The organism is Microcoleus sp. AS-A8 (assembly GCA_039962225.1).
In the GTDB taxonomy this organism is placed as follows: Bacteria; Cyanobacteriota; Cyanobacteriia; order Cyanobacteriales; family Coleofasciculaceae; genus Allocoleopsis.
The window spans coordinates 118,308-134,546 of record JAMPKV010000001.1; the positions used below are offsets into that span (position 1 = coordinate 118,308).

The window sequence follows — 16,239 nt, forward strand, 5'->3', positions numbered from 1 at the left end:
TAAGCCATAAATAATTAACAAGATTTTCTTACCAAATGCTTCGCCCCTTCCCCTAACGCCGATTACTGTACTTCATAAACTTGTAATCCGCTGTAAAAATGGCTTTAAAAGCCAAGGTTTAATGCTTGATAGGTAGAAATTGAAGGGGCTTATTATAGAGAGCTGATTAATAAACCAAGTAAAAAAATATTCGTTATCCATTGCCCACTATTACTAAAATTTAATCCTGCTTTTTGGCTTAATCGTCTACCTACAGGAAGGGTATACTATTAAGCCAAGTTGTACTCGTAAAGACAAAATAATATAAGTTGTAGCGGTGAATACAAAAGACTCAAGCACTGCACTTTAAAACTACCTCCCGCGTAAGGGGTACAAATCCAACCAAATTTCTGAAAATGGTAGGCAATCTATTAGCTGAAGTGTAGGGTGATCACGTCGCCAAAGCAGATAGGTTAATAGTGCGGTAGTTACTATAAATCCTCTATATGGATAATCAGAATCCTCTTATTCTTGTTGCAGTTGGCGTAGGCGCTTTGCTCGTCGTGCTTTGGGTGGTGGGATGGTGGCGCGAACGTCAATACAATCTCACAGGCAAGACGGTGCTGCTTACGGGCGGTTCTCGCGGACTGGGTCTAGTTATGGCACGCCAGTTGATACAGCAAGGAGCGCGTTTGGCAATTTGTGCCCGTGATGCGGCAGAGCTGGAAAGAGCGCGTAATGAATTAGAACAGCAGGGTGGACAAGTATTGGCTTTGCCTTGCGATGTCACCGAGCGCTCTCAAGTTGAGCAGATGGTGCAGCAGGTAGGCGATCGCCTCGGTCAGATCGACATCCTCATCAACAACGCAGGCACCGACCTTATCGGTCCAATGGATGTGTTGACGATGGAGGACTACGACGACTTGATGAAGCTGCATTTCTGGGCACCGCTATACACCACCTATGCAGTTTTCCCAGAGATGCGTCAACGACAGGCTGGACGCATCGTCAATATCTCTTCCATCGGTGGCAAGGTGGTTTCCCCGCACATGTTGGCGTATTGTGCTAGCAAATTTGCCTTAACGGGGTTGTCTGAAGGGATGCGGGCAGAACTGGCAAAAGAGGGGATTGCTGTCACAACAGTATGTCCCGGTTTCATCCGCACAGGTGTAATCGACCATGCCATCTTCAAAGGTCAGCACCGCAAGGAGTATACCTGGTTCAGCATTGCTGATTCGTTACCCTTGCTCTCTACAAGTGCCGAAAATGTTGCTCGTCAGACTATTGCTGCCTTGCGACGGGGTGATGCAGAGCTGATTGTGCCATTTTGGACTCAAATCAGTGCCAAATTGTTTGCACTGTTTCCAGGACTCAATTCCACTCTGCTGGGTTGGGCGAATCGATTGCTACCTGAAGCAGGTGGCATTGGTAGCGAACGCGCAGAGCGCACGCTTCGCGAACGCGCTTTCGGAAAAGACAGCCACTCATCCTTGTCGCCTTCCTTGTTAACCTCCTTAAGTGACAAAGCTGCACGGGAAAATAACGAGATTACAACTGCGAATGCAGATGGCGCTGAAGCAGATCAGCCGATTGAAACTGAGCGACAACAGCGACAGGTAGAAGCACAGCGAGTCGTGATAGGAGAGACTGACTCCTTTGAAATCACTGAGGGAACGCCATCGCCTGAACCAGCGATCGCAGAAGACGACTAATCAGGATTCCCGTAGATCGAACCTTCGCAGGCACCCCCTGAAATTCAAGACACGTTGGGAATTCCCTGGATACCTGCTTCCTGGCGTGCTTATGCGATGTATCCATCAGTGATGCAGTTGTTTTGGGAGCGTTTCAAATCGGCGATGCAAACCGAATCTTGTTTGGAAAATGCGATCGCCATTACCGAGCGTGTTTATCGGGATAGTAACGACTGGTATCTACCAAACTATCAAATTGATGTGAATGAAGCACAGCGGCATCAGATCCAGAGAGTACTGAATGCGTTCACCTTTGGTAATCCCCAATTGCTGATTCAGCAAATTGCCTTGAGTCGAACCCTAGCAGGCGAAGTGGTTGGTCAGGAGGGCAATGCCGATGTTCGTCGTGGCCCCAATGCAAATCAGCACTCAGAAATCCAACTGATTGGTGAGCAGTCTGTTCGGGAGATGTCGGCAGAAATGCAACAGGCATATCGAGACATCAAACAAACTCTGGGTGTACCGATTGTGAACTCCGACTACCAGGCATTAGCGCGATGGTCTGCGTTTTTCCTGCCAGCATGGGAAGACATCAAACTTTGGCGGGAGCGACCGGAATATCAGCTTCTCAAGCAGGATATTGTCCGCAGAGCAGAGAACGCTGCCAGTCGTCTGTGTCCGGTTGTTGCGATCGGTGAACGGGAAGTGCGCGATCGCTTGGACAACCCCGAAGATTTTGAGCGGATTCAGCAGACAGTGCAAATGTTCAAGGATGTCTTGCCGGAATTGATTGTACAGGATGCCCTATTTCACATGGGTCTGGCAAGTCTTCAATCCGTCACTACACGTTGATCTTCTGCTGTAATTCGATTGATGGAATTAGCACAAACGTCATTGCATTTGCAGTGACTTCTGTTTATGGTGCAAAAAGCTTTTGAATATAAACAAATCGGATCTACGGTAGAGCATTGGAAACTGGGCGATCGCTCTTGGAAAAAGGTTAGCGCTTCGCCTTACACAAACTCAATAGTTAAATCGAGTAACTTGCAGCCGCAACTGGCTTTTGGCGGGTGGGACGCTTGCGGTTTGAATCGAAGCTAACAGGCACGCTACCCTGGAGTGAGTGAGCTTCTGAATCTTACTTAACATAAAATGCCTCCAGAAAGACTACCTACAGTTTTAATATTTGTTCCTGAGCAATGGGACTACGTCACTCGATTTGCTAAATGGCATGGTGCACCATTTCCAAGTAACCAAAACCTGTTAAATGCTCTAGGAACTATCACAGATCATCGGAATAAGTTTGAAACTCTTGCAGCGCGAACAACACACTTGATTCCTGAACTTGTTGAAGAGCGTAACCAGCTTGATCAACGTGGTTACTCAAGTATGGATAAGACAAATGAGTTTACAAGTATGATTGAGGCTTTAATCTGTGAGCTTTATTCCTGCCTTGACGGTCTGCGAAATACAATCTACATAATTTACAAAAATGTGCGAGGCGTGCAGAACAAATCCACTGAAAAACTGTTCAGCAAAGCAGTACAGGAGGAATATGGCAATGACTTTCCTCCAGAAATTAATAACCGACTAAAGGTTGCATACGAGAATTGGTTCTTGGATTTACGTCGTATTCGCTCTGAGTTAACGCATCGTAGAGTAGGCAGTTGTTTGCTTCATTATGACTTACGCATTTCTTATCGTCATGATTTCCTTCGCTCGGATACAGGAGTATTGATTATTGATGACATCATTACATGGATCAATACCCATGCAGGACATGTCGATATCTTGCTGAATGAAGTCTGCAAATTCTGGTTGGCTCAACTCGATCCACGGGAAACCAAAGAGATTTGTGGGTTTCATATGGGAAGGGTCATGCTTAGGGTTATCAACATCGCTGAACCTGTCAATAGTGACTCAGGACTTTGCTTCTTCCGACATTTCTATGAAGAAAAACCTGAATATGCTTGTCCTCTAAGGGATTCATGTGCAGCCTACGCTCGTGTTGGATGTCACTCTCGTGAATTGGTTGCCAGAATAACAAGAGCGGTTTAGATCCCCGACTTTTTAGAAAAGTCGGGGATCTTGCCTTCACGAGCGAGCGCGTAATGCATCAACTCAACCCTTTACCTCACACCGCCTAAATTGTCAATACCCAGTTCTAGTGTGTCTCTAGCAAGATGTTGTGAACGTTTCCTTGCGTTTGAATTTGCTCATAGCTATATGCACTTAAGCAATAGCTGGCAGACAAGGAGAACAGATGTCAGAAAGTACGTCAAACTCAGAAATGTTATACCGAACTCTCGGCAGCACAGGAGAGAGAGTTTCTGTAATCGGATTGGGGGGTTGGCACCTCAGCTTAAAGCATGTTGATGAGCAACTGGCTAACCGGATTGTTCGCACTGCGATCGAGCGCGGCATCACCTTTATGGATAACTGTTGGGATTATAACGGTGGAGTCAGCGAAATTCGCATGGGGAAAGCGTTGCGTGATGGCTACCGAGACAAAGTATTCCTGATGACGAAAATTGACGGTCGCTCCAAGAAAGAAGCCACAAGACAGCTAGACGAATCATTGCAACGCTTGCAAGTTGATTGCATCGATCTCGTCCAGCACCACGAAATCCTCCGCTACGAAGACCCGCATCGGGTGTTCGACCCAGAAGGGGCGAATGCTGCTTTGATTGAGGCGCGTGAAGCTGGCAAGCTCCGATACATTGGCTTCACCGGGCATAAAGACCCCCAGATTCATCTGCATATGCTGGAAGTTGCAGCCCAGCAGGGGTTTAAGTTTGATGCCGTTCAGATGCCGCTGAGTGTGATGGATGCACACTACCGGAGCTTTGGGAAACTGGTTGTGCCAGAACTGGTCAAACAAAACATCGGCATTCTGGGCATGAAAAGCATGGCAAACGGTATTCTTTTACAGTCAAATACGGTAACGCCAATTGAGTGTTTGCACTATGCCCTGAATCTACCCACATCGGTTGTGATTACGGGAATTGACAGCATGGAGATTCTCGATCAAGCGTTTGAAGCGGTGCGGACATTTCAGCCAATGAATGACGAGCAAGTGCGATCGCTCTTAGCAAAAACAGCCGAAGCCGCATCACGAGGCGAGTTTGAGCCATTCAAAACCTCATCAATTTACGACGGCACTGCCCAGAATCCCGATTGGTTGGGAGAGGAGCCAGAGCGCATCCAGCGATTAATGTCAGCGTGAGCGAGAGAGGCGATTACAAGGGTATTTCCTTAAATGTTAAGCCCGATTGTGCTTGGGCATACTTTTGCAATTCTTTTAATTTTATCTAGAATTAGTCATAGAGCCAGTCCTGTCTGAGGATAGAACACCTATAAAAAACTGAATAATATTGTTGTAGAGTAATGTGTTTAATAGGTGCAAATTATGACATCATCTATTTGCCAAGAAGGCTCCGACTCGTTCGTCCGCGTAAGGCAAGAGACCCCATTAGTCTGCAAATATAAAGTGATTTAGACCCGAATTATTGGCAATTAATTTGAATCTAAAATAGCCTTGATAAGTGAGGGAGAGTTTGCCTGCACTAAAAATCAATCCATATCAAGTTAGAGAGATACTTGCAGCAACACCCATCTTTGCGCTTATTCTTGCATAACGACTTAATAGTGCGTATTGTTAGGTATCTAGACCAACCAAAAACTCAGTGAGCAATTGATTGACCTCGGTTGGGCGCTCCTGTTGAATCCAGTGTCCGGCACCTGGCAACAAAACCTTCTTCTTCAAGTTCGGCACTGTTTCCCCCATTGCATCGAAAGCGTTTCGGTTCATCGCAATTACCCCGTCTTCCTCCCCTGCCACAAACAGTGCAGGCTGGTGCAGCTTTGCGCCACTCAGAAAAGCCGTCAGTTCCCAGTTCCGGTCAGAGTTCCGGTACCAATTCAGTCCGCCTCGAAAACCTGTCCGTTGAAACTCGTCTGTGAAAAAGTCGATGTCTTGTTCGGTTAACCAAGCAGGAAGCGTCTCTGGCAGCGTGCCAGTGTCAAGAAACTTCTCGGATTTACTGAACAGGGGGCGCAATCGCTTCTGGGGTGGTGCGTCTCCCGAGCCGGAGTAGAGCAACATGCTTATCGTCTTGCGGACATCCGCTTCGAGTTCCGCCTCAGCTAACCCTTGCTCCTGAAAGTACAGTTGGTAAAACTGCTGGTTCTCGCCAGCCATGCGTTTGAGTGCCTGTGTAGGACGGATGGAAGTCCAAGCTCTTGGCTTGTAAGGGATACTGAGCAAAACGGTGGCAGAGAAAATATCTGGTCTTAACAGGGAGCAATATCGGGCAACGACAGCCCCCCAGTCATGACCAACGATGACCGCATATTCTTCGTTGAGGGCATCAACAAGACCAACAATATCCGCTGTTAATTCGAGAATGTTGTAGGCTTCAATCGCTTCAGGTTGATCGGTTTTACCATAACCCCGTTGGTCTGGTGCTACGACATGGTAACCTGCCTCCGAGAGCGCTTTTAGTTGGTGCCGCCAGGAATATCAACATTCTGGGAAGCCGTGGCACAAGACGACTAACGGACCCTCACCTTGTTCAGCAATGTGCATCTTGATGCCATTTGTATTGATGAATCGATGCGTTACCATAGTTCATCGGAGTCAGTTACTTTTATCTCATAAATTAGCGTGGGGTTGTCCCTATTCTCTGCGGCTGTGCCAGAAAATCCAACATCTCTGACCAAGCCTCCGCCCCAGCTATTGCGTTCTCTTGAGGATTGCCACCCCCGATTAGTGCCATTGGTAGGTAAGGTACACTAAACCCATGACCAACATCCTGATAACACAGATGCTTTACAGGATAAAGATGCTGGTGTTCCATTAGACGATTCACCACCATCTCAGATAAGACATCCGAAGGCCAGATAAAATCGGCTGTACCAGAAATCAACATTACTGATCCATTAATCTTCTCCACTGGAATCATTGCTGCTGCTACGGCGGATTGATTCTTTAGCGCTACCTCGCGAATCTGCCGTGGTTGAGTCTTTCCATCCATCGTGAAGCTAGCCCCTTCTGGGAAAGGAACAAACGGCACAGGCTTGCCTTGATAAGTCCATGAGGAGCGTGGCGCATCCGATGCGCCAATTGTGAAACTCTGCCACACAACTCCACTAGGAACATAAGCAACAACGGACTTGATCTCAGGGAAAGTTGACCCCAACAACAGTGCTAATTCACCGCCCCTGGAGATGCCAACAACGGCGAGTTGCTCCCTATTCACTTGCGGCTGCTTGCCCATCCAGGCGATCGCACGCTCAAAATACTCTAGGGGAATTTCCATTAAACTCGTCGGCAGCCCTTCCATTCCCTGATAGTCGAAATAGGCTAAAGCCAGCGCTGCATAGCCGTGAGAAGCTAGTAGCGGTGCGACGGTTCCTGCCCATCCGAATCCCCCATCTGAGCCAGTCACAACAAGTACAGCAGGAAGGTTATCCCCTGGAGGTGCGAACAACTCTCCTACCAATCCCTCTTGCCGCACTGACGTATCGGAAACATCTGCTGCCACAAATAATCGCTCTAGACTAGCAGTAGCAACCGTATTGCCATCTACTTCAGCAATTAGAGATACCGTAGTCGGCGCAACCCCTGTTTTGATAAACATTGGCAATGCACCAGCGGTATCTTCCAGAGTCATTGACCAAAATAAACCCATCGAGTCAATGCCACTATAGCTTCCGGAATCTGGAGGCATTGAACTCAAATCAACGTTGCCCTCGTCATCCGGTTTGAACGTAGCATAAGCGCTCCACACCCGCCCCAAGTCATCTGGCATTGTTGCTCGTAGTGTCACAGATTTGTTGGGTTGAAAACCCAGCAAGCGGATGCTTACGGATTCATCAATTAACGCTGTCTGAGGGGTGGTTTCAATAGTTGCAGAGAATTGCACGGCTTTTACACAAGCGTTACGAGTTCCATCTGAATCATAGATTTGTTCACATAGCAATAAGACAGCTAAGGGACGATCACTTCTTGATGTTGCACAGGTCCAATCCCATGCCCATTGAAAGCGTACACCCGCTCGTTGGGCAGCTTGTTCATCTTCGGGGCGATCGCCTTTCCAAACCATATATATATCTAATGAATATTGAAAACGCCCTCTCGAAAAAACAGTTAGTTTACCTACTGTCCCATCTTACGTTCACTAAGATGTTCACCCAATCAGGTGAACTGATGGGGTGAAGCCTACTCCCTACTGTGCAACGTACTTTAGTCTTAGTGATTTGCGCCTAGTTGAGTGAATACACGATTTGACCGCGAAAGGAATTGTCAAATTCTTTAATGTAGTATATCATGTAATACGGATTCCTCGATCTAAAATCCAGAAATGAAGTAACGACGCTACAACAAAAGCTAATCTAAATCTTTTACAGGATTGCAGCAGTGACGCACCGAACACAAGATAACGTTCTGCTGCCAGCAATTCCTGTCTGAGCCTTTTCAACAATTCATAACTTTGAGGTGGTCAATATGCCACAACAGCCCTATGTGTTGGCTGACGGCTTGACGTATGAACTTCCGCCCGATCGCACGCTATTCAAAAATGTGCAATTAAGCCTTGCTGTAGGCGAGCGCGTGGCGCTTGTCGGTGCGAATGGAGTTGGTAAATCGACGCTGCTGCAAATTCTGGCAGGACAAATCGAGCCTAGTACCGGTTCTGTTTGGCGCAATGCATCGATCTACTCTTTACCTCAAATCAGCACGATTCGACAGCAAATCAAAGCGGATACGGTGCAAAATTTCCTTTTTTCCATCTCTGATGAGTGGTGGAAAATTAGCGATATTCTGGAGACGCAGTTCAACACAATGCTGGATTTGTCTAATGCGATCGCTTCTTTAAGCGGTGGCGAACTAACGAAGCTATTTTTAGCGATCGGTTTGTCCCAACAACCCAATGTCCTGCTGCTGGATGAACCGACTAATCATATGGATTATCTGGCACTGGAGGAACTGTCGCAATTTCTCAAGCAGTTCGATGGTGCGTTTGTGATTGTTTCTCACAAGCCTTTCTTTCTCGATCGCGTTGTTGATACGACTTGGGAACTGACGCCTAATGGAGTGAGTGTATACGGTGGGAATTTCTCATTATATCGAGAGCAGAAACAGGCAGAATTAGAGGCAAGATTGCGCTCGCACGAAGTTGCTAAAAAAGAGTTCAAACGTGCCAAAGCTGCTGCCATGCAAGAGCAGCAACGCGCCGCCCAATCTCGGAGAAATGGTCGCCAAAAATTTTTGAGTGGCAGTATTGACAAAATGGCAGCCGGAGGATTAAGGCGAAAAGCTGAAGTGACGGCTGGAAAACTGAAGCAGAAACATGAGGCAGCTATTTCAGATGCCGATCAAAAAGTGGTCGAGACGAAAGTTAGAACGAATAAAGCAACAAGTATTCAGCTTGAACAAACTAGTCAAAAGCACAAAAATCTAATTGAAATTCAGGGGGCGAATCTCTGGGTTGCTAATCGCCTGTTGATCGAGAACATTAAGTTTCATCTGGCTTCTGGGGAGCGAGTTGCGATCGCTGGGGCAAATGGTTCCGGTAAATCTAGCTTGGCAAAAGCAATTCTCAACAGGGAAGGAACACACGCCTTTCTGGAATCGGGTGAGGTATCGGTTTCTCGAACTATGAATGTCGTGTATCTCGATCAAACCTATGAATTGGTGAATCGAGATTTCACAATTGTAGAGAATATACAAGCCGCAAATCCAGACCTAGAGTATCAACTTATCCGACAGCAGCTTGGACATTTTCTCTTCTTCAATGATGATGTTTATAAATCGGCATCGGTGTTGAGTGGAGGGGAATTAGCGAGATTGGCACTAGCAATGCTGGGAATTTCCAAAATTGATTTGCTGATTCTGGATGAACCGACGAACAATCTGGATATTCCCACAGTGGAGCAGATGGTGCAAGCGGTGAATGAATATCACGGTGGACTTTGGGTAATTTCCCACGATTTAGATTTTCTCAGCCGTATTCAGATTACGAATTCATATTGCTTGCGCGATCGAATGCTGCAAAGAACAAATTATTTACCGGATGAAACGGCAGAATATTACGAGGAATTAGTGAATCACCTGCATCAGGTTTGAGCAGTAGATAGGAATCAATAAACGCAGGTATCTCAACAAATGTTAAGAGCAGAAAACACTCTTCCCTATGCCCTAGCGGCCATGCTACGCAAACTGCCTTTTTCCTTCTGCCTTCTGCCTTCTGCCTTCTGCCTTGCCTCAACGACAAATATTAATGCTAACCTACTTAGCCAATCCGATCAGAGATGTCTATTACCAAGGATTGCCAATCATCGTGAAAGCAGACCAATAATAGGGATGCTCCAACGTTTGATTTCCCAGTTCCACCAACTCTGGCGGCAAGGGAATCTCCACACTAGGAGTACGGAGTTTACCATCCTCCAAGCGCACCTCTCCTTTAATCATCGACAATTGAGCCTGCCTCAGCGCTTCCGCTTTAATTGGGGCACTGTTCAACTGCTGGTAAAAGTCCGTCATCAACCCCAATGTCCCTTGGTCGCTAACGTACCACAGACTTGCCATCGCTGACTTAACCCCTGCCAATACCGCAAACCCTGCAAAACCCAACTCCGCCTGCTGATCTCCCAAAGCCGTGCGACAAGCACTCAGAACTAAAAGCTCTACGGGTGGGTTATTCCAACCGAGTTGCCGCATTTGGTCGAGGCGCAATTTTTGGTCACCCCACAATTGAATATAGGAGTTACTCGGAGCGCCCGGTTTGAAATCGCCATGAGTCGCTAGGTGGATAATGCCAAACGGTTGTTGCTGTCGTGCCGCCTTTAAATTACCCAGGGTAAAGCCACTATCGAGGAAAGACTTGCCTTGCCATAACCTCCCGGCGATCGCTGACACTTCCGTGGGTACGGCGGGTAAGGGGTTTTGGTCTTTAAATGTCTTGGCTCCCATCGCCAGAACCTGGGCATTTTTGATGTCTTTGTACAGGGTATCGGTGAGGCTGAGACTCGGCATCAAGCCGACACTATAGCGCTCAATCAAAAATCCTTTCCCGTCGTGGAGCGCGGCAACCGGCAAAGAACGTAAGCCAGTATCCATCAGGAACACCAGATTGTTAATTTGTCGTTCTTGTAAACTCGGCTCTAAGGGAGCCATTAACCACTGGTACAATTGTTGACTTGGAGCGAGGTAGCCACTACGGTTTCTGGAATCGGTCACTTTGCTGCGGAATTCTCCAGCCCTTTTCAGGACTTGCGCCCTGGTTGCACCGATTACCCGTTTGCGAATGGGTGGCTCTTTGGCTGTCACAACAACCAGTTCCAGTTCGTCGCTGTCTTGGGGGAGAGGATTTTCTGGGCGTGGGGTACCGGCTGAAGTCGCGCCCAGAGTTGGGGGTACAAATGTCACATAAACCATCGCTGGCTTAATCCCCGTTGCCCTCTCGATTTGGTTGAGAATCTCACGTTCTTGATCGAGGGATCTAATCGGTATTTCAATCGGTAACCCTAAATACTCCTTGAATTGATTGGTTAAGGATCTTTCGATTTGTGCCACAACTGGGTCAATTTCAACCGGGGGTAGGGTTACCGTTAGCAACGGTTGTGGTGGGGAAATTTGCTCTGGAAGCGGATTTCCTAGTATTGGGGTTGGTGTTGGTGTTGGGGTTGGTGTTGGGGTTGGTGTTGGGGTTGGTGTTGGAGGTGGGGTGATGGTTGGGGTTGGGGTTGGCGTGGGAGTAACGTTGATTCCTATCTGTTGCGGAGTGGAGAAGGAAACGCGATCGCTCGATCTAATCGTAAAGGCAACAACCTGACCCGTAGTATTTGCAGGCGGGGTGTAAACCAAAATATCATCAGCTGCAACAATGTCTCCTGCTGTTAGTGGTACACCATTTCTCGTTAAGGTTCCTGTAATCGAGGTAATTTGAACCGTAGTGTTATCGTTATTAACATCACCCTCAACCGGATTTAAATCCCCAAACCTGAAGGTAACAGGTTGATTGGGTTGTGTTCCCACAAGTTGAGTGTTTGCGGTCAGAGTGGGTGGAGTGTTAACGGAAATCAGCGTAATTCCGTTCCCAGTTCCGGCAGCAGTACCACCATTGGCTAAGACTGGAAATGAGCCTGTTGTTAGTGTGTTGGTGTTAGCAATAATCGAGCCAACTATACCATTGACAGGCGACCCTGCCCCCACCGTAAAGTCAACGTTATTCGGTCCGCCATCGTGTTGAATTGAAACGGAGCTTAACTGAGGAATTCCTGGGCCAGTTGTTTGGGTTGATAGGGTAGTGCCGGGAGGAACAAAATCATTAAAAATAGCACTAATTGTTCCAGTTCCTCTGACAACTCCGTTCGCAACAATTTGGACATCACCACCTCTGACATTCATCGGCCCGTCAGTTGCACTAGAAAAACCTTGGGTGAATATGCTGTCAAATGTGATGTTTCGTCCACTTAAATTAACCGAACCCGCTCTAGATATTGCCCCTCCAATACTTCCTCCAGAAGAGTTTAAAGAAGAAGCATTAATCGCACCCGTTGTGATATCACCAAGCGCCGTTAAGTTAACTAAACCTCCTTCTGAACCGTAAGCGTTGCTGCCGTTAAAAAAGGAATCAATGGCATCCGTTTGGATACTTCCTCCAGTACTATTTAAGGTAACCGCTCCCCCTGAAGAGATTCTTCCGGAGCCAGAACCAGAACCTGAAGTATTAATAGCACCCGTTGTGATATTGTTTATAGCTGTTAGCTGTACGCGACCCGCTGTAGCCCCAGCATCAGCAGATGCAGAAGAATTAAGTGCGCCCGTTGTGATACTACCTCCAGCTGTTAGCTGTACGCGACCCGCTGTAGCCGCACCAAAAGCAGCAGATGCAGAAGAATTAAGTATACCCGTTGTGATACTGCCTCCAGCTGTTAGCTCTACATCACCAGCTGTAGCAGAACCTTCAGGATTTAATGCAGAGGAATTAAGATTTCCCGTATTAATAGAATCACTGCTGGTGATGTTGATAGCTCCACTATTACTACCGAAGAATCCGTTTGTATTGATATCAAATCCAGTACTTGTGAAGTTAACACCACTACTGCTAAAGTTACCTCCATTTGTATCAATGGGTGCATTAATGAATACTCTGCCCGCACCCGTTGCTGTGTTGGCAGTATTATCATTCGCTCTGAAGACAAGATTACCGCCATTTGTGGTGATGGGTTGGTTGACTGTAATATTGTTGCCAGCTTGGGCGGTGATTCCAATATTGGGTCTAGTAATGCTGACTTCCGCACTAAAGATAATGTTATTAGTTGCTTGCAGGATGACGTTAGCCGTTGCATTATTAAGAACGGTGACATCTACTCGCGTACCGCCAGGGAGATCAGGGTCATCAAAGTTATTGACATTATCTAATGTTGCATTACCACCTGTGGCTACGATTTCGATGTTGGTTGGGTCAAGTAATAGCGTCCCGGCATTCCCAAAAGGGGCTAGAGCATCGACCTTTCCTGCATAGTTTAAAGAGTTTTTACTCGATATCTCAACAAAGCCACCATCACCACTTCTAGAACCGCCACGAACACTAATCTGACCAGAGAAGCTGGTGTTATTATCAGACCAAATAATGACTCGACCGCCATTGCCATCTAAGAGACTATCGGCTGCGATCGCAGAGTCACTACTCACAACGGTACGAGACGCATTGGGTAGATTACCCTTGCCTTGATAATCACCCCCAATCCGTACTGTCCCACCCCCATTCGTGCCAGATGCATTGATGTTTGCGCTCGAAAGCTTGATGTTGTTCGCCACAACCTGTACATTGCCACCGGTTTGCGTTGAAGAGGTGTCAATCGTGCCGGAAACCATTGCCGTAGCAGGTTGAGAACCGCCCGTGAGTAACTCAGGTAGGGATAACGGTGAAAAGTTACTCGGTAGAGTCCCGGAGTTTGGTGCCCCTATCGGCTGAATCTCCAAACTCAAAAGACTTCCTTCTTGAGAGATGCGAAGTAAGTTCTGTTCGGGTACTGCTGCGATCGTGATATTACCCCCAGGTGAGGTCAGAGTCCCCTGGTTAACAACAGTACTGCCCACAAGTGCAAGATTCTGCCCGGCACCCACCGCTAATTGCCCCTGATTAACCAAGTCACCTGTATTGCTGCTATTGAAAGCAAACAAGCTAGGCGTGCCAACTAATTGGCTATAGTCATTCGAGCCAAAGGCATTAAACCACCCATTGTTAAAACCAATGCCAGTTGCTGTCGTCGCCGTGAATGAAGCGGGTACGTTTAAGCTGGCTCCTGGGCCGAAAAGAATGCCAGCTGGGTTCATTAAAAAGAGATTGGAATTCCCCCCCGTCACTTGAATCAGACCATTGATAATTGAGGGATTTCCACCGTTAACGCGCCCGAGGATGTTTTGAATCGAAGGATTTGAGATAAAGTTAGCAGTCTGGTTTTGCTCGACGCCAAATTGAGTAAAGCTGTGAAACAGATTGGCACCACTCGTTGTTCCCCCCGTGATGTCGAAACGGTTATCATTGGGGGTGACGACGGTGCCAGTTCCATCAGAAGCTGGGGTAATGAGTTGTGCTTGTGCTGGCTTGAGTGCGATCGCTCCCATTAAGGAAAGAGTGACGAGTAGCGGACTGATTCTTCTGGAAAAGCCTTGTCTGGTAAAGCCCAGACTCAGCAATTGGGTTGTTCTGTTACCCTTTTTTGTCCCAACTAAGCTCTCCCCAGGATTCCAGGAGAACTGACCAATGGGTACTGTGCATGGAATAGTGAGTCCTCGGCGTTCAAGTGCCCGTGCTACTGCCTCACGCGCACCAACGCTGAGTTCGATTTGCTGTTGGTGAGTGATGTTCTCTAGGTGATTGCGGTAGTAGTACAGTGGCTTTTGCACACGCCTTACTTTCGTCACCTCAGAAAGCCGCAGGCACAAGTCGTAATCTTCCGCAGCTTGTAAAGAGTCGTCAATACCGCCTGCTTGCTCGAAGGCCGAACGGCGCATCAATCGAAAGTGGAAGGTCATGAACTTACGTAACAGTCCTTCCTTGGAATACGGAATTTGGCAGCGAGTTCCGTAACCTGCAACGGTGCCGTTGGCATCAATAACCAAATAATCGCTGTAGACTAAGCCTACGTCTGGCTGGGCATTGAGTACACGGGCTGTTTCGTAGAGCGTTGTGGGTGCTAGTAAGTCATCGCTGTCTACTAGACCGAGGTAGGTTCCTGTCGTTTGCGCGATCGCATCTTTGAGCGATCGCACTCGTCCTTGATGTTCTGCCGCCACCACCCGGACACGGCTGTCCTTGCAGGCATATTCCTGGGCAATCCTAAGGGAGCGATCGCTAGAGCCATCATCCCACACCAATAGCTCAAAATCTCCTAGCGTTTGTGAGAGAACACTCTCAATTGCAGCCTTAAGGTAACGCTCTCGGTTATACACCGTTATCACAATGGAAATTAGTGCTGCCATAGGAATTCCTGGATTATCCTGTAAAGAAATTATATTTTTATGGCAAATGTCCCCTATCCAAAACGAACAATGCTTAATTAATGTTTATCAATTAAGCACAACTAATCTGATTCAAATGACTTTTAAACAAACCGGATATATTAAAGATTACAACACTAGCCAACAATGCTTTTCCGCAAGGGCTTGTCTCAATATTTTCCTCTCAAGGGAAATTATTTTCAGTAAAATCTGGATAATCGTCAATAATCCGATTTTTTTGGCGAAAATTAGATTTTAAAATTGTTTTTCAAAAATTGAGTCAGCCGTTAAAATAACTTTTTTAAACTTAATATATCAAGTGTTTCGCCCTTTTTCAGGCGGCTTAGGGGGATGGTGCAAGATGTGAGTCTACATCAGATACGCTTTCATGAGCGCTTTAATTTGAGGCAGAGACGCGGCGATCGCTTCCGGACTCGGCTGCGTTTTTTGCCACGAATCACGCGCCATTAAACGCTCAGACCAAGCCTGAATTTTTGGATAGTCATCCAGCGATACACCCATACTTGGAAGCTGAGGCACGACTGTTCCAGCAGCAATATCACCCAGGGTTAGGAATTCGCTACCAAAATAGGGAGAATCACCGAGTAAGCTTTCAAAGAAAGTCAGTACCGAGAGAACTTTCTGATGAGCCTTCTCCAACTTTTCGGCTTCATTTTCCAATACACCCAGCGCCTGACTCGTCAACCGAATCGTGGGAGGCAAGAGTTCATTAATTGTGACGAGTTCCACCATGCGTACAGTTGCGATTGCTTTGGCATCAGTAGGCATAAGTGATGGCGTAGGGTACTTGGCTTCCAAGTAGTCAAGAATAGCCAAAGATTCGACTACCCTAAAGTCATCATCGACTAAAACAGGAATATGGTGAAAGGGATTAAGTTTCAGAAACTCTTCTTGATATTGATCGCCATCTAATTTAAGTATAACTTCCTCAAAAGAAAGACTTTTTTCCAGGAGGGTAATCCAGACCCGACGAGAGTTTGCAGACAGAGGGATATGATAAAGCTTCAACATATTGATGCCTTTAAAGTTTTTTAA

Annotated in this window: 8 protein-coding genes and 1 pseudogene; 5 read left to right on the top strand and 4 right to left on the bottom strand. The window is 47.0% G+C overall.

What is annotated here, in order from left to right:
* The first annotated feature begins 485 nt into the window (after positions 1-485).
* The 4 genes from NDI48_00515 (at position 486) to NDI48_00530 (ending at position 4,896) form a co-directional block, all read left to right on the top strand.
* Complete coding sequence (locus NDI48_00515) at positions 486-1,691, top strand: SDR family NAD(P)-dependent oxidoreductase (GenBank protein ID MEP0829687.1); 1,206 nt, start codon at positions 486-488, stop codon at positions 1,689-1,691.
* Positions 1,692-1,745: 54 nt separating this feature from the next.
* The gene (locus tag NDI48_00520) at positions 1,746-2,522 is read left to right on the top strand and encodes a halocarboxylic acid dehydrogenase DehI family protein (GenBank protein ID MEP0829688.1); all 777 of its coding nucleotides are present in this window, start codon (positions 1,746-1,748) and stop codon (positions 2,520-2,522) included.
* A 300-nt stretch (positions 2,523-2,822) separates the two neighbouring features.
* Complete coding sequence (locus NDI48_00525; protein ID MEP0829689.1) at positions 2,823-3,728, top strand: hypothetical protein; 906 nt, start codon at positions 2,823-2,825, stop codon at positions 3,726-3,728.
* A 205-nt stretch (positions 3,729-3,933) separates the two neighbouring features.
* Positions 3,934-4,896: an aldo/keto reductase gene (locus tag NDI48_00530; protein ID MEP0829690.1), complete on the top strand. Its 963-nt coding sequence runs from the start codon at positions 3,934-3,936 to the stop codon at positions 4,894-4,896.
* Between the two features lie 432 nt (positions 4,897-5,328).
* Here the strand turns inward: NDI48_00530 and NDI48_00535 are convergent.
* Positions 5,329-6,126, bottom strand: a pseudogene (locus tag NDI48_00535) (alpha/beta hydrolase).
* A gap of 205 nt (positions 6,127-6,331) precedes the next feature.
* Entirely contained in the window at positions 6,332-7,777 is a 1,446-nt protein-coding gene (locus tag NDI48_00540) for an acyl-CoA thioesterase/BAAT N-terminal domain-containing protein (protein ID MEP0829691.1), read from the bottom strand.
* Positions 7,778-8,178: 401 nt separating this feature from the next.
* On the opposite strand from NDI48_00540, the gene NDI48_00545 reads away from it, so the two are divergent.
* Positions 8,179-9,798: an ATP-binding cassette domain-containing protein gene (locus NDI48_00545; GenBank protein MEP0829692.1), complete on the top strand. Its 1,620-nt coding sequence runs from the start codon at positions 8,179-8,181 to the stop codon at positions 9,796-9,798.
* Between the two features lie 192 nt (positions 9,799-9,990).
* Here the strand turns inward: NDI48_00545 and NDI48_00550 are convergent, their stop codons facing one another.
* On the bottom strand, positions 9,991-15,165 hold the full coding sequence (locus NDI48_00550) for a CHAT domain-containing protein (GenBank protein ID MEP0829693.1): 5,175 nt from the start codon (positions 15,163-15,165) through the stop codon (positions 9,991-9,993).
* 387 nt (positions 15,166-15,552) lie between these two features.
* Positions 15,553-16,215, bottom strand: coding sequence for a glutathione S-transferase family protein (locus NDI48_00555; protein MEP0829694.1), 663 nt, complete (start codon positions 16,213-16,215; stop codon positions 15,553-15,555).
* Positions 16,216-16,239: the final 24 nt, after the last annotated feature.

Coding starts and splice junctions, on each gene's coding strand:
- NDI48_00515 (MEP0829687.1), top strand. CDS start 486: ATGGATAATCAGAATCCTCTTATTCTTGTTGCAGTTGGCGTAGGCGCT.
- NDI48_00525 (MEP0829689.1), top strand. CDS start 2,823: ATGCCTCCAGAAAGACTACCTACAGTTTTAATATTTGTTCCTGAGCAA.
- NDI48_00530 (MEP0829690.1), top strand. CDS start 3,934: ATGTCAGAAAGTACGTCAAACTCAGAAATGTTATACCGAACTCTCGGC.
- NDI48_00540 (MEP0829691.1), bottom strand. CDS start 7,777: ATGGTTTGGAAAGGCGATCGCCCCGAAGATGAACAAGCTGCCCAACGA.
- NDI48_00545 (MEP0829692.1), top strand. CDS start 8,179: ATGCCACAACAGCCCTATGTGTTGGCTGACGGCTTGACGTATGAACTT.
- NDI48_00550 (MEP0829693.1), bottom strand. CDS start 15,165: ATGGCAGCACTAATTTCCATTGTGATAACGGTGTATAACCGAGAGCGT.
- NDI48_00555 (MEP0829694.1), bottom strand. CDS start 16,215: ATGTTGAAGCTTTATCATATCCCTCTGTCTGCAAACTCTCGTCGGGTC.